This is a genomic window from Dactylosporangium sp. NPDC051484, assembly GCF_040689395.1.
In the GTDB taxonomy this organism is placed as follows: Bacteria; Actinomycetota; Actinomycetes; order Mycobacteriales; family Micromonosporaceae; genus Dactylosporangium.
Genome location: NZ_JBFAZX010000001.1, coordinates 143,040 through 159,319, shown reverse-complemented (window position 1 = coordinate 159,319; position 16,280 = coordinate 143,040). Strand labels below are relative to the sequence as shown.

Here is a 16,280-nt window from a genome sequence, read left to right as displayed (position 1 = left end):
ATTAGGCCCGATCGAGCGAGTGGCACTCGGATGAAGCAACTGCTGGGGGAGGCCATTGAGCCGGTTTCTCGCCCTGGGCGGGGCAAGAAAACCAATGGTGACACCATCGGTTTCCCATCGAATCAGGTCGAGTCGGTGGTGGCCCGCCTCAAGCGCGACAACCCCGACCTCGCCGATCGCGTCGTCCGTGGCGAGACCACTGCCAACGCTGCCGCTCGCGAGATGGGCTGGCGCCATCCACGCATCGTCGTGTCCAGCCCTGAACGGGTTGCCGAGGCCGACCCGCCGGGCTTCCCGGAGGTTGCGCCGCAGCCGCTCGAGAGTGCGGTGACGGCTGCGACCACGGCCCCGGCGGTGAGTAGGCGCAAACGCATCCGACCTCTAGGCATCGGCGGGGGCCGTCTTCGGGCGCCGCGCGTGGTCCGGTTGGGCGGGTGGCTCACAATCCACGCGGTGAAGCTCGCCAATGGCGGAAACAGGCGACTTGCGTACGGGGCGTGACACCCGACTGGGTTGAATCGGCGGCCTGATCGAGCAAAGCTGACGCCAAGGGCTGGCGGACACGGGCGGGCGTCGGCACCCTACAGCGGGTAGCCCGTCAGCTAGCGTTCGCGTGTCCCGGCCGTCGTCATGACGGGCTCCGGCCGCGAGGGCGCGCGAACCGGGCGGGGCCGCTTCTCCCTGTAGGTGCGGCCCCGCCCGAGCCTCGGAGATTCCGTGACCTACCCCGACCCCCACCAGCACCCCACCGGCCAGATCCGGCAACCGCCACCGCCCGGCTACCCGCCGACCGGTGCCTCCCCCGCCACCGGGCCGATGCCATACCCGCCACCGCCGCCGAAGAAGGGCTTGTCCGCCGGGGCGATCATCGGGATCGTCATCGGGTCGATCGTCGCCCTGTGCTGCCTCGGCGGGATCGTCGTAGTCGCAACGTCCGGCGGCGGCAAGAAGCCGGGCAAGCAGTCCGCTGACAACCAGCCAGCCGCGGCCACGCCGGGCGGCTCGGCAGCCCCTGCCGCATCCAGCGGTGGCAGCCAAGCCCCGAAAGCGACAACCGCCGCCCCGGCGAAAACCTCGGACGTCGCGGCGGCCGGAACCGCAGTCCGGGACGGCAAGTTCGAGTTCACGGTCACCAAAGGCCCAGACTGCGGCAAGACACAGATCGCCGGACAGAAGGCGCAAGGTCGCTTCTGCCAGATCACGCTGCAGGTCAAGAACATCGGCAACGACGCTCGAACCTTCGACGACAGCAACGTCGTCGCCTACGACGCCGCCGGTGCCCGCTACGAAACCGACGGTGTCGCCGGCCTGTACGCCAACCCCAACGGCGAATCGTTCCTGGAAAAGATCAACCCCGGGAATCAGGTCAGTGCCGTCGTGGTCTTCGACGTTGCCGCGACCGTCAAGCTCGTGACGCTCGAGGTCCACGACTCGGCATGGTCCCGCGGCGCCAAGGTCGCCCTGCCATAACCATGCCCGGCGAGACGGCGTTCAGAGTTGGACGCCCGGTACGAATACGGGTTCCTGCACGTCATCGGCACCCGATGTTGGGGCACTGGCCTACCAATCGGCCTAGGATCCGAACATGAGCCAGCGCCCCAACCTGCAGTTCCTCGCGGAGACCGAGCGCCTCATCGAGGCATTCGCCGCCGGGGACGTCGAACTCACCTACGACGACACCGTTGACGTGTCGACGCTTGAGCTGCCGCCGCCGGGCGCTCCCCACTACATGATTCGCGTGTTGTCGGTGCCGTTCGACATCGACGAGCGCGCCCGACAGGCCGCGGCCGAGCGCGGTGTGGACGTCGAGGATCTGCTCGTCGAGTGGCTCACGGCGGGCCAGCCGGACGCGTGACGCCGGCGTGACGGCCCCTCCGGGTACGGGGGGGCCGTCTGCTGCCGGTTAGTTCGTGCCGCCGTTGGCGTCGCAGTACGCCCGTGCGGCGGCCAGGTTCTTCGTGCCGGTGTCGCTGTAGACGCCGACGAGCGCGTGATACATGGCGATCGCCGTGTCGCCGAGGATGCACCGTCGGTTGATGTTCCCGGGGCCGAGCAGCAGGTCGTCGATCGTGCCCGGAACCTCGGTGCCGTCTGCGCAGGCGCTGAAGTTGTGCTCGGACGCGCTGGTCACGTAGCGGTAGTAGGTGCCGCCACCCTCGGTGACCTTGCAGATCATGCGGTTCTTGACTGCTGGCGGCTGCGTGGTGGTGGTCGTAGGTGACGGGGGTGGGGCCGCCGCAGTGGTGGTCGTCGGCGGCGGTGCTGGCGCCGTAGTGGTTGGCGGCGGCGCGGCCTGCGTGGTGACAGCCGCGGCCGAGGTCGCGGCCGCATTGGTGGCCGCGACCGGCGGAGCTGCTGCCTCCTTCTTCGCGGCCGGCTTCGCCGGGGGTGGCCCGACGATGGCGCCGAGGATGGCCAGGCCCATGCACAGTGCAAACAGCGAGCCGACGACGATCAGCACGATCTTCCACACGGCCGTGCGCCGGCGGGGCGCTAGCGGCGGGGGTGGCCAGCCAGCGATCTGCGGTGGGTACGGGCTGGGCTGCGGCTGAGCCGGGTCCGGCTGCGGCGGGAGCGACATGACGTCGAGGGTCGTGGATCCGGTCTTGCGGAAGGAACCACCTAGACGTACGGATGCGTTGGCGACTGGCCTATTGCACCAAGCCGATCGGCCCGGCGGATAGACCGACAATCACCAGCACGTTGCGCAACGTGAATGAATAGCCACCGGCCGTTGAGTGCGGTGCGCGGCAGCTCGTAGTGTCCAGTGATGGGCATCGCTGACTGGATCCGGATCGCACGGGGGAACCTAACGCCCGAAGAACTGGCGGAGCGTGAAGACGCCGCGCGAGCTCGCCGCCTACGCGTTGCGGCAAAGACCGAGGCCGAACGGCGTGACATTCGCGCCAGCAACCAAGCGCATGCACGCCTGAAGGCCGCAGCCGCAATCGGCTCGGTCACGCTCGTCTGTCATGCCGACACATTGTCGTTCCTGGGAACTCGCCTCTACGGGAAGGAGGGGTGGCCCGACCATCACGAGCTCGCCCGTCGTACCCAAGAGCGGCCCGACAACATGCGCCACGTGCGCCTTTCCGGCCAGCAGGTCGTTACGATCCTCAACCTGACGGCACGGCTTGCTGGCATTTGGAAGTACCCCTTCTACGTACATGACACCGAGCGCGCGATCGGATCTCGTATCTACGAGATAGTGGGAACGGTCGTCGACACCGTTAATCCAGATGCCCCGGCGGGGAACCCTGTGCCTCCGATCATCGTCGACGACCGGGCGGCACCAACGGCAGACGAGCTGCCCGAGTAGTCCTTGGAGCAGCTCGTCTGCGGCCTACCGGCCCTTTACCGCAGCGCGTCGATGCGGGCCTGCTCGCTAGCCAGGAAGTCTCGGGCGTATGGGCTGGCGTCGTCGCCCAGGTAGTCGCGGACCTCGTCGAGCAACTCCTGCCACTCGACAATCTGCGACGCCACGAACGCCGGGTCCTTGTCCTCCCGCTGGCCGGTCGTCCCGTCGACCGTCTCCGGGAGCCCGGTCGTGATCGTCCGGTAGCTGGTCAATGCCTGAAGCTCGGTCATGCCGGCCATGCCGTTCTTGTGCAGCGGTGCCATCGTGTCTCCTTGTCCGCCCGGAAACCGGGCTGTCGTCACTCTCCGTCATGTGCATTGGGTTGTTGCAAGGCCATGCGCGTCCGGCAATTGCGCAAGAATCGTGGGCGATTTACACTGGATTCCTCGCGCACGCACGCACGACGTGGGGGCGCGTTGGAGCGCCCTCAAGGGCGCTTTCTTCTGCCGCCGGAACTTCTGCCGCACATACGCGCATGGCGTTACTCACAGTCAGCAGCCGCCGAGGCGGTCACGCCGGCCGTCTGGTGCGCTGGCGTTCGAACCGGCCGTTGTACTGCCCGGCGATTGTCACCAGCTGGCCCGCCACGGTGGCCACCGTCTGGGGGTCGGCGCCGTCCAGGGCGGCCCGCAAGTAGTCCATCGCGTGGCCGAGCTGCTCCCGGGGCGTCTGCGACGCCTTGATCCTCGCGTTGTACATCGCGGCCCGCTTCTGCGCCCGGGCCTCCTGCCGGGTCGGGTTCGTCAGGCTCATGCGCTTCTCCTCATGGGTTCGGGAAACGGGTCAAATAGGGGTCACTGGCGGGGTCAACCGGGATCAGGACCGGCCGTGACCTGGGGTCTGGCCCCACCGGCGGGCAGCGTCGACGGGGTAGGGAAGTACGGGCCGCGGCCGGATGTGGGAGGGGCCGGCCGCGGCCCGCGGTTCATCGGCTGGCGGCGGCCAGCGCGGTCTGTCCGCTGGACTGCTCGGCGGTCAGAACCACGTCGAGCAACCTGCCCGCCTGGCGGCTGCTCGCCCCGGTGAGCTTCTCGACCCGGTACCGGCTGAGCGACCTGTCCGCGATCTGTTCGGCGGCCTGCTCGCGCAGGATCGCGATCAGTTCGTCGTCGGGTCGGGGCCGCTCGTCGACCTGTTCGGTCCGCTGCTCGCCGTTCTGCCCGCCCGTCTGTTCGGTCTGCTCCTCGGTCTGCTCGCTGCCGACCTGTTCGGTCTGCTCGGTCTGTTCGGTGTCGACCTGCTCGCTCTGCCCGGTCCGCCCGCCGTCGGTCTGTTCGGTCTGCTCGCCGCCGAGCAGCTCGACCTGCTCGGCGTTCTGCCCGCGGGCATGCCCGCCTGTCTGCTCGGCAACCGGTCCGGCCTGTTCGGCGATCTGCTCGGTCTGTTCGGGCAGGTCACGGGCCTGTTCGCTGCCTGTCGGCAGTGAGCTGACCGGCCGGGCAGGTTCGGGCCTGTTCGCCTGCTCGGCGAGGCCTGTCCGCGCGTCTGATCGGGTCTGCTCGACCGGCTCCGGCCGGGCGAACAGGTTCCTGTCCGGGACCTGTTCGATCCCGGCGGTCAGGTTTCTGCTCGCGACCTGTTCGGTCCGGGCGGACAGGTCTGCCCGCCCTCTGTCCGGGCGAACAGGCGGCACGAGCAGAGCGGTCTGCTCGCCTGTCCGCGGCGACCTGTTCGGGCCGCCGGCAGGAACCTGCTCGGCCTTCTGCTCGGTCTTCTGTTCGGTGCTCTGTTCGCTGCCGCGCATGCCGAGCGTCTTCGTCAGCACGGCGAGCAGCTCGACAGACAGGAGCAGCATCAGCGGCGGCACGACCGAGACGGCGACCGCGAACTCATCCGGCAGCGGCTTGCGTCCGCCGTGCAGCTGGGCGTGCAGGGCGTTGCAGCCGGCCGACACGACGAACCCGACCGCGGCAACGAACCACGGCCACCCGGTCGGCTTGCGCAGGTGCTTGAGGAGCAGCACGGCGACCGTGGCGACCGCCATCGCCCCGTCGATGCTGACCGGCAGCATCCAAGCCCACGACTCGCGGATGTTCGCGGCGATACCGACGCTGCGGATCGCGTCGTACGACAAGGCGAACGCAGCTACCGCGACACCGACGATGCCGACGACGACCACGGCCGCGCCAATGAACTGCAGCGCACGCTGGGTGCGGCTGCGGGCCGGGTTGGCGCTCATCCGAACACCAGCCCGGCGAAGACCAGGACGAGGATCGCGGCCAGCAGGAGCCGCCCCGGGTGCTGGACGATCCACGCCGCGACGTACAGCAGGACCGTTGCCGGGATCGCGACCACGTGGTTGTAGATGATCCACGCGACCCGCACACCCTTGACGATCCGGATGTCGCGGGTGTTCGCCTTGCGGACCTCGTCCGCCACCGGCGTGCACTCGCACGTCCACCCGGCGTCGACCTCGATCATGCCCTCGGTCCGGTCGAAGCAGCGGTGCCGGAACCGCTCGAACGGCTCCCAGTCGGGCACCCGCACAGCGACGATGTCGGCGACCGTTGGCGGGGTGCCGTGGAAGATCCACGCCTCACGGACGTCGCCGACCGCGACCGTCACGCCCCGGCCAGCCGCGTCGAGCACCCTGCGGGACCGGGACTCCTCGACGGGCACGGCCGCCGGCAGCTCGACGACCGGCCGGGGTTCGGCCTCGCCGAGAATCGGCAGCGGCATCTCGACGGACGTCATCGGGGAATCTCCTTGTCGCCGTAGATGAAGCGGTAGAGCGCCAGCTGCAGGTCCACCAGGTCGCCGCCGCGGGCGACGGCCGGATTGCTCAGGTCGGGGTAGCCGTGGGCGGCGAGCACCTTGGCGACGTCGAGCACGAGCCCGAACGTGAACCGCGGATCGCCGTCGCCGTCCTGCGGCTTGACCGGGAAGACGGTGCCCATCAGGCGGCCTCCCCGCTCTGGTACCGGTCGGTCCTGCGCGCGGGGGTCGACACGACAGGGCCGTTGTCCGGAAGTGCGGAAGCCTGGCGCCGGAGCCACTGCCGGTACGCCCCGATCGGGTCCCAGTCGGGGTCGATGTCCTCGTTCTGGTCCGGGTCGTGGAGTGCCCCGTTCGAGCGGATGAGCGGCTCACCGAAGAGCCACTCCCGGGTAGCGATGGCGTTCGCGTTGACGATCACGGCTTCACCTCGATCTGCACCAGGTCGCCGGGGTCGAGGATGTCGGCCGGCGTGGACTCGTCGACCGCCTCGGACAGGTCGGTGAAGATCTGCACGTGGCCGTCGCAACAGCGGACTGGCACGTCGTGGTAGCAGGCGTCGATCATGAGGAAGACGACCTCGTGGGCCTTGCCGTCGAGGACGATCCGGTCACCGATCTGCAGGTCACGCGCAGGCTTGCTCCCGCGTAGCTGGGCCACCATGTCGAGCAGGTGTCGGCCGATCGCCTCGGCCTCGTCGACGGTGGCGTAGTGGCCGTGTTCGGCCGGTGTCCCGCCGCGGCAGCCGACCAGCCACACGACGGGCTGCCCGTTGCTGCTGGCCTCGGCCGCCACGTGGATGTTGTCGGGGGCGCCACGGTGGCGCGGGCCGAGCGACGGCCGGGCGGTGGTCGGCAGGTCGGCGCCGAGGCCGTCGTGCAGGGTGACGACCTCCGGGTCGTGCCAGTCTGGGTCGCTGTCACACCACGGCGGGCACGCCACGCCGGTGCCAGCCGTGCCCGGCAGCAGTGCGACCGGTTCGAGGACGGCGGTCACGACGCCACCGCCGTCCGCGCCAGGCCGGCCGCCTTGAGCCCAGCGGCGATGAGCGCCTGGCCGAGCTCGACGGCGGCGGCCGGGGGAAGCATCGCCGCCCAGTCGTGCATCGGCCGGTCAGGGCCGTCGCCGGAAATCCACACGTACGGCTCGCCGGCGGCCGGGGCCTCGTCGTCGTCGCGGCACACCGTGACGCACACGGTCACGTCCGGCTCGTACAGCTGGACCGACGCGTCCTGGCCCATGTGGTACCGGGTGGCGTCCGGGTCGGTGGAGCGGCAGTCGGTGCCGATACACCAGGGCGGGCACGGCGCCGGCTCCACTGACGCGACGGGGCGGAATGAGCTGCTACGGACGAGGATCGTCACCGCGGCTCACCGCCTCGCAGCCGCGCGACCAGGTCGAGCAGGTACCGGCCGAGGTTCTCGGCCTCGTCGAGGGTCATCTCCGCGTCGTCACCCTCGCCGTTCCGCTGCCCGGACCGCACCGCGTTGACCGCGATCGTCGGCTCGTCGTCGCGCCGCTGGCCAACCAGGAGGCTCACACGGTCCGTGGGGATTCGACCGTCCGGTGTGCGGCCGGCCGTCGCGGGCAGGTACATCTCGCCCGACCAGTGGGTGATGTGCTCGTCAGGGGTACAGGCCGCCGCGTACTCGTCGTTGCACCACGGCACGCCCGCCGGGCACGGGAAGGTGACGGGCACCGTGACGGTGCGGGGGCGTGCGATCGCGAGCGTCACAGCTTGACCTCCATTCGGAGCAGATCGCCGGCGGTCGCCCGCGACAGGAACTGCGCGGCGACCAGGGCGTCACCGGTCGGGGTCGCGGCCGACTCCCAGCCGCGAACAGCTTCGGGCGTCGGGAACCAGGTGAGGAACTGGCCGAGCGTGGCGGCGAACTCCTCCACGGTCTGGCCGAGCAGCGACCGCGCGGAGACAATCTGCTCACGGGCGAGGGCCGCAAAGTCAGGCCGGTAGGTGGCGTTGCGGCGCAACGGGATGACGTTGTCCGGCTTGCCGTCGAGCGCGAGCGTCATCGGGGCTCGCCGCCTTCGATGTTGTTGGCGAGCTGGATGAGCCGTAGGCCGACCTCCCGGGCGCAGGCCGCGGTCATGCCGACGCCCTCGCCGAAGCGGTCCCACTCGCTCCAGCAGGCGGCGGCGACCCAGACGAGCGGTTCGGCGCCGACCGTCGAGGCGAGCCGGGAGTCGACCAGGACCGTCGCCGGGTCGAGCCGCATATCAACCTCGGCGGCGGTGTAGGCGCCGGCGGCCCGGTGCTGCTGCGGCGGGTGCTGGCCGTGACTGACGCACCACGGGACACCGTCCGGGCAGACGATCGGCACGTAACTGGTCGTGTACTGGCTGCTGCAGCAGGTGCACCACCACACGTGACGCAGCTCCCCGTCCACGGTGATCACGTCGACCGGGCATGAACCCTCGCACTGGTGGATGAGGCACGTTTCGCTGCGCAGGTCCGGAAGTACATCGAAGTGCTGGAGTGCGTTGCGGTCGATGGCGAGCGTCACCGCTGCCCCCTCTCGAGGTAGAACTTGCGCATGGCCTCCGGGCCCGCCGGGTCGACGTCGACCCACGGCCCGTCCGGCCGGTAGCCGTCGGCGATCAGCTGGCCGGTAATCTCCCGCTGGGCGCCAGCCATTGACACCGCGGCGAGGTCGCGGGGGCTGGTCGTCTCATCGGTGCGGACCAGCAGGCACGAAATAGGCGGCTTCGCGCCCATCAGCCACACCTCGGACACGGCCGACTCGGACGCTGCCGGCTCGGCGGGCAGGGCCGGGGCAACAGCAGTACCGTCCGCCAAAGCGCGCTTCCCGGCCCCGTTCGCCGCACCCGTCGCCCGGTTCTTCGATGGCGGCTTCTCACAACGCTCGTTATGCCGCTTCTGTGCCCGGACCGCCCGCACCGTGGAGCATTTGCCGTGCACCCGGCGGAGAAGCTCCTCGGCGGGCCCAGGGCCGATCCACTTGCCGGGGAACTCCTGGTCAAGGGTCGCCACCAGCTCGGCATCGCTCGCGTGGGGCGTCGACCCGCTGGGCCGCTGCGGCGCCGGCTCGTCGATCGGCTTCGGCACCTCGACGTTCATGCCGCGCAGGGTCTCCAGGCCCGCGTTCACGTCCCGGTAGACGGTGCTCTTGTCGATGCCGAGCGTCTCCGCAACTGCCGACACCGGTCGGTTTTCAAGCAGGTGCTGCCGGATCGCGTGGGCCTGCCGCTCCGGCAGTCGCGCGAGGGCCTCGTCGACCGCCCGCGCGGTGGCCGGGTCGCCCATGCACGCGGCAAGCGTGTCGAGGTCCTCGGCTGGCGGTGCCGTGTCCGGCTGCCAGTCCATGGCGTCTCCGACGGGCACCTGCTGGCCGCGGCGACTCGACTCGGAAAGGGCGCGGCCCCGCGCGTGTGCCCCGACGTATGCGGCGGCGTTGCGCACCTGCTCCGGGTTGGTCAGCAGGGCCAAGAACGCGTCCTGGACGGCGTCCTCGCCCTGGTCTCGGCCGCCAGCGAACCGGGCGGCATAGCCGACCAGTCGGTCACGGCGGCCTTTGTACAGCTCGACCAGATCGGTGACGGTGTCCGGGGTCACCGGGGCGAGGGTGGCGGCCGGGGGTTCGAGGACGGCGGTCATGCCGCACCGTCCAGAGCGGTCGAAGCGTCCAGGACGCCCCACGTGCGCAGCTGCGCCTTCGCCCGGGCGATGTACACCTTGATCTTGTCCGGCCGGACGCCCATCGCCGCCGCCGTCTCGCCGAGGCTGAGGCCGTCGACGTACCGCAGGCTCATCGCGATCCGCTGCCGGGCCGACAGCCGCCGCAGGGCGGCGAGCGCCTCCGCTCCGTACGGCCACTGCCCCGACTGTGCGGCGGCGGACAGGTCCGGCCGCGGCGCGCGGGCATTCAGCACGTGGGCGAGGATGACCCGGGCGATCGACTCGGCCTCGTCGAGAGTGGCGTAGCCGCCGCGCGGCATCGGCGCGCGGTCGCTGATCGGCGCCATGTAGACGCGGGTGCGGCCCGCCGCGCCGTCGAGGCTGTCCTGCCGTTCGAGGCTGACCGTGAAGCCGTTGCAGGTCCGGTCGTCGCCGCCGGTCATCGGCAGATCGACGGGCGGGCTGTCGTGATAGACCGATTCGCCCTCGTGGAGCAGCTCGAGATCGTGGGTGTTGCGGTCGCCGGTGCACCACGGCAGGCCGGACGTGCAGGCCGGGCCTCCGCCTGCCGGGCGGACCACGGCGAGGCGGGGTCGGGTACTGGTGATGGTCACGGTGTGGCACCGCCTTCCAAGGCGTCGGGGTCGGGGAGCTGGATGAGGTGCGGCTGGTCGGCGCCGACGACGTGGCCGGCGGCGGCGAGTGCCGCGCGAAGACGGCCGAGCTGGTCGGCGTCGACGTCGAGCACGGGGCTCATCGCCCCCGGGTCGGCCAGGATGAACGTCAGTTCGATCTGCGGCTGCTCCCGGTGGGTGCCGTGGACGACGAGGATGAACGTCGCGCTGTCACGACCGGCGCCGGGCGTGGCCGGGACGGTCAGGGCGCGGCTGTGGTGCAGCTGCAGGCCGACCGCCGCGCACTGGGTGGCGTCACACCAGGCCGGGTGCTGGGTGGAGGTCACGACGTCACCGGCCGATCCCAGTGGGCCGCGTCGAGCGCGACCCGGCTGTAGGAGGCCAGCGTCTCGGCGAGCATCGCCGCCTGGGAGCCGTGCAGCTCGTAGCCCTCAATCGACGTGGCCTGGCCGGGGCGCATCAGGCACACCTCGACCGTCGGCGGCTCGTCGGCCGGGTCGTAGGCGTCCGTGTACAGCCGGACGAGGATCGCGGCCTCGCCGCCGTGGCTGGGGTAGATGATCGTCCACGCCGACAGGTGGTGCGGGAAGTACGGGTTGCCGGCGGTGCACTCGTCGGGCGAGCACCACGCCGGGTGTCCGCCGTCGCCGTCCCGATGGCCGGTGCGTACGGTGCCGGCGGCGATCCCGAACGGCTCTTTCGGCATCCGCAGGCCGGCGATGAACCGGGCCTCCCGCTGGCGGCGGCCGTCGTCGTCACTCGGCGACATTGGTCACCTCCACCGCGTCGGCGGCGGCGATGAGCGCCGAGGCGAGCGTGCGGGCGTTGTCCGGGGTGAAGCCGACCGCGTCCCCGAGCAGCGAGGCGAAGTCGCCGGGCAGCAGCCACACGACCGGCAGCATGTTGCCGTCGGCGGTGTCCAGGCGGGCGTAGGTGACGTCGAACTCGCTGGCCTGCTGCCGTCCGACGAGGACGTCCGGGCCGCCGGTGGCGATCGGCACGTAGGCGCCGTGGTGGTACTGGGCGCCGTCCGGGTCGGCCTCGTGGCTGAGGCACCACGGCAACCGGTCCGGGCAGGGAACGAACTTCAGCACCTGGGCCGGGGGCCCCGCCGGGGTGGCGGGGCGCTCCACGGTGACCGTCGTCAGGGTTGCGGTGCTCATGCCGACATCACCGCCTGGCGGGACGCCGGCAGCGCCGTCCGGGCCGCCGCGACCGCGTCCAGGATCGCGTGGGCGATCCGCTCGGCCGCGTCGAGGTCGAAGGTCTTGAGGTCGAGGTCGCCGGCGCAGACATCGACCGACGGCGGCTCAACGTAGCCCTCGATGCGGTCCTCGTATGCGCTGACCTCGACGCGGACGTCGACCATGCCACCGTCGAGGTGCTGGACCTCCTCGGCGAGCAAGACGCCGTGGTGTCCCCGACTGAACGGGGTCTGACCGCCAGCGCCGGAGACGTAGATTTCCCCACCAGTGCAGTCGTCGTCGCCGGAGCACCAGGCCGGGCAGTGCCACCAGGCGGTGGTGGGCGCGATGATCGTGCCCTGCGGCGACGGCGACGGCGTCCGCCAGGTCGCGAGGTCGATTACGGTTGCGAGCTCGCCGCTGTTGTCGCGCACCAGCGGCGCGTAGCTGGTCGTACTGTGTGAAGTCATGGGTGGGACCTCCTGTGGCTTCCGCCCTCAAGGGCCCCGGGCTGCGGTGGAGTCGCATGCTTGGGGCCCGCCCAATGTGGTGCTCTGGCCGAGTGGCCATCGGCACAGCCGACCGGGGCCGGCTGTGCGGGAAAGTCACTCGGAGGTGTGCTGTCCGGCGTCGGGCTGGGCGATGGTGTAGCCGGCGTCGAGGCGCTCCTGGACGTGGCGGCCGATAACGGGAACCACGCGCCCGTCAGGGCGGACCATGCGGACGGGCAGGTCAGCTTCGATCGCGGCGAGCACCGCGGCGTGCTCGGCAGGGGTCATCTCGTCGGGGTTGGTCATAGCGCTCTCCAGGCATGGGGGGGTGCGGTGCGGGGTCGACGGGGGCCGTGCCGACCCCGCACCGCAGCGGGGAGGGAAAGTCAGGCCGCGGGGTGCGCGGCGACGAGGTCGGCGTATCGGCGGAGCGCCAGGGTGTCGAAGTCATGGCGGGAGCACAGGGCCGGGTCGATGCGGCCGTTGCGGCGGCCCTGGACGAGCACCCCGGCCTGCGCGGTCTGGAAGACGCGGATCACGACCGGCCCGGCGACGTGCTCGCGGATCTCGCCGGGGGCGAGCGGCGCGGCCGGGTCGGCGGCGGGCTCGAGGGTCTCGGCGACGGCCAGCTGGTAGTAGGCGGAGGCGGTGAGTGCCGCAGCCTGCTCGTTCTCGAACGTCGCGCACTGGTCGTCGATGCGGCGAACGCCCTGGTAGACGGTGACGGTCCAGGTGTTCGCGGTGACCCGCTGGAGGGTGATGGAGGTCCGCTCGACCTGCGCCGCGATCTGCTCTCCGATGGCGAGGACGGGCTTGCGGGGAGCGGAAACGGCCGCCTTGATAGCGTGCATTTGGGTCGGTCTCCTGTTGGTAGCAGGTGTCCGGTCAAGGGCTCTGGTCGGTGTTGGTAGCACCGGCTGGAGCCCGTCTTGCTTACACCAACCATCGTAAGGCCAAGCGCCACATGGGTCAAGGCATGTGGCACGTGGCCAACGATTGAGTACCGTGTGGCACGTGTGGGATGATCGCCCCTATGACCACGCAGAAGCCGAGGAAGGCAACGAGCGCGGCAGGTGATCCGCTCGCCGCCGCGGCAGCTGCATACGCTGCGGACCTGGCAGCTGAGAAAGCCGCCATCCGCGCCATGGAAGACGCCAAGCGAGCCCGGCAGGCCGCCGGCGAGAAGCTGCGGACCACCCGGGATACGCTGGCCGACCAGATCGTCACGGAAGCAAAGGCCGGCACCAGGCAGAAGGACATCCTCGAGCGCCTCAGTGGCGTCTACAGCCGCGAAAGCGTCCGACGCATCTGCCGCGAAGCCGGCGTCGAGCCCAACGACTAGCTCGAGCACAGTGCACCTCCCCTGGCCGGGGGCCCGACGACGGCCGTAGTCGCCGCCGAGCCCGTGACGACCACGCTCCGCCCGGAAGGAGGCTTGCGGGAGATGGAGCAGGTTGCGCGGCCCTGCGCATTCATGCCCGCCATTGCGCACCCTTGCGTAGCCATGTCCCGCAGCCACGCCAACCCGTACGCTCGAAACGCCCCAGCATTCACCGCCACGCGCAACGGATCAGGGTCGCCATGCCGAAGCCAGTGACCAACCACGAGCTCGACGCACTCCTCGCCGACGCCGGCTACAGCCAGACCCAGGCCGCATTCGCCCGCCAGGTCAACGCCCACAGCCGGACCACGCGCGGCGCCGAGCTGCAGTACGACGGCGCATCCGTCTACTGGTGGCTCCGCGGACGCACCCCCGACGACCCGGCCCCCGCCGTCATCGCCGAAGTGCTCTCGCGGCGCCTCAACCGGACCGTCACCGCCAACGACCTCGGGTTCCGCCGCGGCGGCACCGACCTCACACGCCTCGGCCTGGTGTACGAGCCGTCCCTCGAGGACAGCCGTACCACCGTCGCCGACCTGTGGAGGTACCTGTTGCTACGCCGTGACGTCCTGACCGCCGCCCCGCTCGTCGTCGGCGCCACCATGACCGCCGGATGGGCATGGCTGTTCGACCCCCGCGACCCCGACACCTCCCACACCGGTGCCCGCCGGGTCACCGCGGGCGACGTTGCTGCCCTGCACGCCTCGCAGCGGCAGATCCTCGACCTCGACCGGCGCCACGGCGGCGGCCACGCCCGCGCGCTCATGGTCGGCTGGCTGCACCGCGAAGTCACCCCGATGCTGCACGGCACCTACACCGACGCTGTCGGCCGGCAGCTGCTCGCCGCGGTCGCCGAACTCACCGGGCAGGTCGGGTTCATGTCGTACGACGTCGGCGAGCACGGCCTGGCCCAGCGGTACTTCATCCAGGCGCTGCGGCTGGCCAAGGCCGGCGACGACCCGGCGTTCGGCGCGCACGTCCTCGCCAACATGGCGACGCAGGCCGTGTACCTCAACCAGCCCGCCGAGGCCGTCCGGCTTGCCCGGGCCGCGGTCGAGGGCGCCCGTCGCGCCCACCCGGCGGTCATGGCCCGGCTGTACACCGCCGAGGCCTGCGCGCACGCCATCGCAGCCGACGAGGCCAGCTGCTCGACCGCCCTCCGCAACGCCGAGAAGGCCATGGGAAAGACCGCGGGCGACGGCCCGGCGTGGGCCGGGTACTTCACGCCGGCGCACTTCGCCGGGACGGCGATGCGTTGCTGGCGGGACCTCGGCAAGCCCGACCGGGCGCTACGGCACGCCGCCGACGCCCTGCAGATCGACGCCGGCGGCACCCGGACGAAGGCGCTCCACACCGCGCTGGCCGCCACCGTGCACGCGACCGGGCCGAACCCGGACGTCGAGCAGGCCGCCGCCCTCGGCGCCGAAGCGCTCGACCTCGCGGATGCGGTCCGGTCCCGGCGGGTCGTTGAGCGCGTCGACGAGCTGGGCCGGCTGCTCCGGCCGTACCGCCGAAACCGGGCTGTCGCCGGGTTCCTCGGGCGGTCCGCGCAGCTGGCGAAGGCCGCTTGATGGCCGAGTGGGAGCCGCCGGAGATCTTCTACGCGAAGCTCCCTGCGTTCCACGCCGCCGCGGCGGTACTCATCACCGACCCGACCGGCCGGGTGCTGCTGGTCAAGCCGAACTACCGGGACCATTGGGCGCTGCCCGGCGGGTACGTCGAGGCGGACGAGTTCCCACACGATGCCGCCCGCCGGGAGATCAGCGAGGAGTTGGGCCTGGACGTCACGATCGGCGCGCTGCTCCTCGTCGACTGGGCGCCGGCCGCAGGTGCGCGGCCCCGTGCCATGGTCAACCTGGTCTTCGACGGCGGCGAGCTTGAGGCGGCCGAGCATGCGATTAGGCTGCGCACCGAGGAACTGGACTCGTACGCGTTCGTCTCACCCGCGGAGGCTGCCCGACTGCTGCCGGCCGCGGTTGCACAGCGGGTGCCGGCCGGTCTGAAGGCGCGGAGGGATCGCGCGGTGAGCTACCTGGCTGGTGGCAGACCCCGAAACTGACCCGATCTTGCGGTCTGCGGCAGGCCGCCGAGCGGCGTCAAGCCGTCCGAGTAATCTCTCGGCATCATGGACAAGCAGAAGGCCGAAGCGTGGGCGCGGCGGATCGCCGCGCAACTCCCGCCCTTCACGCCCGAAGAGGCCGCCGAGATTGGGCGGCTCGCCGCCGTTATCGACGCCCGCAGAGCCCGGGCGTGATCCGGTTGTACCCGCGGAGCGCGCCGAGAGGCTGGCCGAGGTCCAGGACGCCGACATGGGCTGAGCGGGCTACCCTCGCCGCCGTCCCGCGAGCCGACGTTTCCGTTCTCTGTTGATCTCGTCTCTGAGGTCTTCGAGTCCCATAGGCACGGAGGCGTCCATGGGGGGCATGGCAGGCTGCGATACCTCGGGAGGAGCAGGTAGCCTGCGCGCGGTTGCGGGCATCTTCGCTGCCTCGATGGCCATCGCCACCTGCGCAGCGGTCATCTTGTAGTGCTTCCCTGCCTTGGTGAACTCGATCTCCCGGCGGGCGCACGAACGACGGAGCCACCAGTAGCTGAGGCGGGTCTCGGCGGCGACCTCCTCCAGCGTCCACAATCGCGGAAGCAGATCGCCGGACGCGACCGGCGCTGGCTCAGGTTCCACGACTCGACCGTCCGCGGGACGATCGGCGCCCCGACGTGTAGGCAAGCCGGTCTGCGGCGGCTTCTGCGGGACCGCAAGGAAGGCTGGCGTCGGCACCACTTGCCGGCAGTGGCTTGCCCGGAGACGTCGCGGCGGCTGCGGTTTCGCGTTCGCGGCGGCGACGGCGGACGGCTGGCCGGAT

29 protein-coding genes are annotated in these 16,280 nt (G+C 70.9%); 8 read left to right on the top strand and 21 right to left on the bottom strand.

All coding sequences use genetic code 11. The features are described 5' to 3' along the window. Positions 1–30: 30 nt before the first annotated feature. From AB0367_RS00770 to AB0367_RS00760, 3 genes are all read left to right on the top strand, one after another. Complete coding sequence (locus AB0367_RS00770; RefSeq protein WP_366224069.1) at positions 31–501, top strand: hypothetical protein; 471 nt, start codon at positions 31–33, stop codon at positions 499–501. A 348-nt stretch (positions 502–849) separates the two neighbouring features. Next, entirely contained in the window at positions 850–1,470 is a 621-nt protein-coding gene (locus tag AB0367_RS00765; RefSeq protein ID WP_366224068.1) for a DUF4352 domain-containing protein, read from the top strand. A 115-nt stretch (positions 1,471–1,585) separates the two neighbouring features. Continuing rightward, positions 1,586–1,855: a hypothetical protein gene (locus tag AB0367_RS00760; protein WP_366224067.1), complete on the top strand. Its 270-nt coding sequence runs from the start codon at positions 1,586–1,588 to the stop codon at positions 1,853–1,855. Positions 1,856–1,903: 48 nt separating this feature from the next. Here AB0367_RS00760 and AB0367_RS00755 read toward each other — a convergent pair whose 3' ends face one another. Further along, entirely contained in the window at positions 1,904–2,581 is a 678-nt protein-coding gene (locus AB0367_RS00755) for a hypothetical protein (protein ID WP_366224066.1), read from the bottom strand. 189 nt (positions 2,582–2,770) lie between these two features. Between AB0367_RS00755 and AB0367_RS00750 the strand changes: the two genes are divergently transcribed. Then, positions 2,771–3,319, top strand: a complete 549-nt coding sequence (locus tag AB0367_RS00750) for a hypothetical protein (RefSeq protein ID WP_366224065.1) — start codon at positions 2,771–2,773, stop codon at positions 3,317–3,319. 35 nt (positions 3,320–3,354) lie between these two features. Here the strand turns inward: AB0367_RS00750 and AB0367_RS00745 are convergent, their stop codons facing one another. From AB0367_RS00745 to AB0367_RS00655, 19 genes are all read right to left on the bottom strand, one after another. Continuing rightward, positions 3,355–3,621 carry a hypothetical protein gene (locus AB0367_RS00745; protein WP_366224064.1) on the bottom strand — a complete coding sequence of 89 codons (267 nt, stop codon included), beginning with the start codon at positions 3,619–3,621 and terminating at the stop codon, positions 3,355–3,357. A 247-nt stretch (positions 3,622–3,868) separates the two neighbouring features. Continuing rightward, on the bottom strand, positions 3,869–4,111 hold the full coding sequence (locus AB0367_RS00740; RefSeq protein ID WP_366224063.1) for a hypothetical protein: 243 nt from the start codon (positions 4,109–4,111) through the stop codon (positions 3,869–3,871). Between the two features lie 172 nt (positions 4,112–4,283). Continuing rightward, on the bottom strand, positions 4,284–5,537 hold the full coding sequence (locus AB0367_RS00735; protein ID WP_366224062.1) for a DUF2637 domain-containing protein: 1,254 nt from the start codon (positions 5,535–5,537) through the stop codon (positions 4,284–4,286). Beyond that, positions 5,534–6,052, bottom strand: a complete 519-nt coding sequence (locus AB0367_RS00730; protein WP_366224061.1) for a hypothetical protein — start codon at positions 6,050–6,052, stop codon at positions 5,534–5,536. The genes AB0367_RS00735 and AB0367_RS00730 overlap by 4 nt, the downstream gene beginning before the upstream one ends. After that, entirely contained in the window at positions 6,049–6,255 is a 207-nt protein-coding gene (locus tag AB0367_RS00725; protein WP_366224060.1) for a hypothetical protein, read from the bottom strand. The genes AB0367_RS00730 and AB0367_RS00725 overlap by 4 nt, the downstream gene beginning before the upstream one ends. Then, positions 6,255–6,494, bottom strand: a complete 240-nt coding sequence (locus AB0367_RS00720) for a hypothetical protein (RefSeq protein WP_366224059.1) — start codon at positions 6,492–6,494, stop codon at positions 6,255–6,257. Before AB0367_RS00720 ends, AB0367_RS00725 begins: the two co-directional genes overlap by 1 nt. Then, entirely contained in the window at positions 6,491–7,069 is a 579-nt protein-coding gene (locus tag AB0367_RS00715) for a hypothetical protein (RefSeq protein ID WP_366224058.1), read from the bottom strand. Before AB0367_RS00715 ends, AB0367_RS00720 begins: the two co-directional genes overlap by 4 nt. Next, a complete protein-coding gene (locus AB0367_RS00710; protein WP_366224057.1) occupies positions 7,066–7,437 on the bottom strand; it encodes a hypothetical protein in 372 nt (123 codons plus the stop codon). Before AB0367_RS00710 ends, AB0367_RS00715 begins: the two co-directional genes overlap by 4 nt. Beyond that, complete coding sequence (locus AB0367_RS00705) at positions 7,434–7,808, bottom strand: hypothetical protein (RefSeq protein ID WP_366224056.1); 375 nt, start codon at positions 7,806–7,808, stop codon at positions 7,434–7,436. Before AB0367_RS00705 ends, AB0367_RS00710 begins: the two co-directional genes overlap by 4 nt. Continuing rightward, positions 7,805–8,104, bottom strand: a complete 300-nt coding sequence (locus tag AB0367_RS00700) for a hypothetical protein (protein WP_366224055.1) — start codon at positions 8,102–8,104, stop codon at positions 7,805–7,807. Before AB0367_RS00700 ends, AB0367_RS00705 begins: the two co-directional genes overlap by 4 nt. Next, positions 8,101–8,595, bottom strand: coding sequence for a hypothetical protein (locus tag AB0367_RS00695; protein ID WP_366224054.1), 495 nt, complete (start codon positions 8,593–8,595; stop codon positions 8,101–8,103). The genes AB0367_RS00700 and AB0367_RS00695 overlap by 4 nt, the downstream gene beginning before the upstream one ends. After that, positions 8,592–9,707, bottom strand: a complete 1,116-nt coding sequence (locus AB0367_RS00690; protein ID WP_366224053.1) for an RNA polymerase sigma factor — start codon at positions 9,705–9,707, stop codon at positions 8,592–8,594. The genes AB0367_RS00695 and AB0367_RS00690 overlap by 4 nt, the downstream gene beginning before the upstream one ends. Beyond that, positions 9,704–10,342 carry a sigma-70 family RNA polymerase sigma factor gene (locus AB0367_RS00685; protein WP_366224052.1) on the bottom strand — a complete coding sequence of 213 codons (639 nt, stop codon included), beginning with the start codon at positions 10,340–10,342 and terminating at the stop codon, positions 9,704–9,706. The genes AB0367_RS00690 and AB0367_RS00685 overlap by 4 nt, the downstream gene beginning before the upstream one ends. Next, positions 10,339–10,689, bottom strand: a complete 351-nt coding sequence (locus AB0367_RS00680; protein ID WP_366224051.1) for a hypothetical protein — start codon at positions 10,687–10,689, stop codon at positions 10,339–10,341. Before AB0367_RS00680 ends, AB0367_RS00685 begins: the two co-directional genes overlap by 4 nt. After that, positions 10,686–11,132 carry a hypothetical protein gene (locus tag AB0367_RS00675; RefSeq protein ID WP_366224050.1) on the bottom strand — a complete coding sequence of 149 codons (447 nt, stop codon included), beginning with the start codon at positions 11,130–11,132 and terminating at the stop codon, positions 10,686–10,688. The genes AB0367_RS00680 and AB0367_RS00675 overlap by 4 nt, the downstream gene beginning before the upstream one ends. Continuing rightward, a complete protein-coding gene (locus AB0367_RS00670) occupies positions 11,119–11,526 on the bottom strand; it encodes a hypothetical protein (protein ID WP_366224049.1) in 408 nt (135 codons plus the stop codon). Before AB0367_RS00670 ends, AB0367_RS00675 begins: the two co-directional genes overlap by 14 nt. Beyond that, positions 11,523–12,017 carry a hypothetical protein gene (locus tag AB0367_RS00665; RefSeq protein WP_366224048.1) on the bottom strand — a complete coding sequence of 165 codons (495 nt, stop codon included), beginning with the start codon at positions 12,015–12,017 and terminating at the stop codon, positions 11,523–11,525. The genes AB0367_RS00670 and AB0367_RS00665 overlap by 4 nt, the downstream gene beginning before the upstream one ends. Before the next feature lie 135 nt (positions 12,018–12,152). Further along, complete coding sequence (locus tag AB0367_RS00660) at positions 12,153–12,344, bottom strand: hypothetical protein (protein WP_366224047.1); 192 nt, start codon at positions 12,342–12,344, stop codon at positions 12,153–12,155. An 80-nt stretch (positions 12,345–12,424) separates the two neighbouring features. Continuing rightward, a complete protein-coding gene (locus tag AB0367_RS00655; RefSeq protein ID WP_366224046.1) occupies positions 12,425–12,889 on the bottom strand; it encodes a hypothetical protein in 465 nt (154 codons plus the stop codon). Between the two features lie 182 nt (positions 12,890–13,071). Here AB0367_RS00655 and AB0367_RS00650 point away from each other — a divergent pair, with 182 nt between their 5' ends. The 4 genes from AB0367_RS00650 (at position 13,072) to AB0367_RS00635 (ending at position 15,673) form a co-directional block, all read left to right on the top strand. After that, the gene (locus AB0367_RS00650; protein ID WP_366224045.1) at positions 13,072–13,380 is read left to right on the top strand and encodes a hypothetical protein; all 309 of its coding nucleotides are present in this window, start codon (positions 13,072–13,074) and stop codon (positions 13,378–13,380) included. A 239-nt stretch (positions 13,381–13,619) separates the two neighbouring features. Then, positions 13,620–14,990, top strand: a complete 1,371-nt coding sequence (locus AB0367_RS00645; RefSeq protein ID WP_366224044.1) for an XRE family transcriptional regulator — start codon at positions 13,620–13,622, stop codon at positions 14,988–14,990. Further along, positions 14,990–15,478, top strand: coding sequence for an NUDIX hydrolase (locus tag AB0367_RS00640; protein WP_366224043.1), 489 nt, complete (start codon positions 14,990–14,992; stop codon positions 15,476–15,478). Before AB0367_RS00645 ends, AB0367_RS00640 begins: the two co-directional genes overlap by 1 nt. Positions 15,479–15,544: 66 nt before the next feature. Beyond that, positions 15,545–15,673 carry a hypothetical protein gene (locus AB0367_RS00635; protein WP_366224042.1) on the top strand — a complete coding sequence of 43 codons (129 nt, stop codon included), beginning with the start codon at positions 15,545–15,547 and terminating at the stop codon, positions 15,671–15,673. Positions 15,674–15,742: 69 nt separating this feature from the next. Here AB0367_RS00635 and AB0367_RS00630 read toward each other — a convergent pair whose 3' ends face one another. Beyond that, the gene (locus AB0367_RS00630; protein WP_366224041.1) at positions 15,743–16,099 is read right to left on the bottom strand and encodes a hypothetical protein; all 357 of its coding nucleotides are present in this window, start codon (positions 16,097–16,099) and stop codon (positions 15,743–15,745) included. Between the last annotated feature and the right edge of the window lie 181 nt (positions 16,100–16,280).

What these genes read in the sequence shown, in the direction of transcription:
- AB0367_RS00760 (WP_366224067.1), top strand. Translation starts at nt 1,586, where the DNA reads ATGAGCCAGCGCCCCAACCTGCAGTTCCTCGCGGAGACCGAGCGCCTC.
- AB0367_RS00650 (WP_366224045.1), top strand. Translation starts at nt 13,072, where the DNA reads ATGACCACGCAGAAGCCGAGGAAGGCAACGAGCGCGGCAGGTGATCCG.
- AB0367_RS00740 (WP_366224063.1), bottom strand. Translation starts at nt 4,111, where the DNA reads ATGAGCCTGACGAACCCGACCCGGCAGGAGGCCCGGGCGCAGAAGCGG.
- AB0367_RS00655 (WP_366224046.1), bottom strand. Translation starts at nt 12,889, where the DNA reads ATGCACGCTATCAAGGCGGCCGTTTCCGCTCCCCGCAAGCCCGTCCTC.
- AB0367_RS00645 (WP_366224044.1), top strand. Translation starts at nt 13,620, where the DNA reads ATGCCGAAGCCAGTGACCAACCACGAGCTCGACGCACTCCTCGCCGAC.
- AB0367_RS00700 (WP_366224055.1), bottom strand. Translation starts at nt 8,104, where the DNA reads ATGACGCTCGCGCTCGACGGCAAGCCGGACAACGTCATCCCGTTGCGC.
- AB0367_RS00770 (WP_366224069.1), top strand. Translation starts at nt 31, where the DNA reads ATGAAGCAACTGCTGGGGGAGGCCATTGAGCCGGTTTCTCGCCCTGGG.
- AB0367_RS00755 (WP_366224066.1), bottom strand. Translation starts at nt 2,581, where the DNA reads ATGTCGCTCCCGCCGCAGCCGGACCCGGCTCAGCCGCAGCCCAGCCCG.
- AB0367_RS00670 (WP_366224049.1), bottom strand. Translation starts at nt 11,526, where the DNA reads ATGAGCACCGCAACCCTGACGACGGTCACCGTGGAGCGCCCCGCCACC.
- AB0367_RS00725 (WP_366224060.1), bottom strand. Translation starts at nt 6,255, where the DNA reads ATGGGCACCGTCTTCCCGGTCAAGCCGCAGGACGGCGACGGCGATCCG.
- AB0367_RS00675 (WP_366224050.1), bottom strand. Translation starts at nt 11,132, where the DNA reads ATGTCGCCGAGTGACGACGACGGCCGCCGCCAGCGGGAGGCCCGGTTC.
- AB0367_RS00635 (WP_366224042.1), top strand. Translation starts at nt 15,545, where the DNA reads ATGGACAAGCAGAAGGCCGAAGCGTGGGCGCGGCGGATCGCCGCGCAA.
- AB0367_RS00690 (WP_366224053.1), bottom strand. Translation starts at nt 9,707, where the DNA reads ATGACCGCCGTCCTCGAACCCCCGGCCGCCACCCTCGCCCCGGTGACC.
- AB0367_RS00660 (WP_366224047.1), bottom strand. Translation starts at nt 12,344, where the DNA reads ATGACCAACCCCGACGAGATGACCCCTGCCGAGCACGCCGCGGTGCTC.
- AB0367_RS00665 (WP_366224048.1), bottom strand. Translation starts at nt 12,017, where the DNA reads ATGACTTCACACAGTACGACCAGCTACGCGCCGCTGGTGCGCGACAAC.
- AB0367_RS00745 (WP_366224064.1), bottom strand. Translation starts at nt 3,621, where the DNA reads ATGGCACCGCTGCACAAGAACGGCATGGCCGGCATGACCGAGCTTCAG.
- AB0367_RS00640 (WP_366224043.1), top strand. Translation starts at nt 14,990, where the DNA reads ATGGCCGAGTGGGAGCCGCCGGAGATCTTCTACGCGAAGCTCCCTGCG.
- AB0367_RS00730 (WP_366224061.1), bottom strand. Translation starts at nt 6,052, where the DNA reads ATGACGTCCGTCGAGATGCCGCTGCCGATTCTCGGCGAGGCCGAACCC.
- AB0367_RS00735 (WP_366224062.1), bottom strand. Translation starts at nt 5,537, where the DNA reads ATGAGCGCCAACCCGGCCCGCAGCCGCACCCAGCGTGCGCTGCAGTTC.
- AB0367_RS00750 (WP_366224065.1), top strand. Translation starts at nt 2,771, where the DNA reads ATGGGCATCGCTGACTGGATCCGGATCGCACGGGGGAACCTAACGCCC.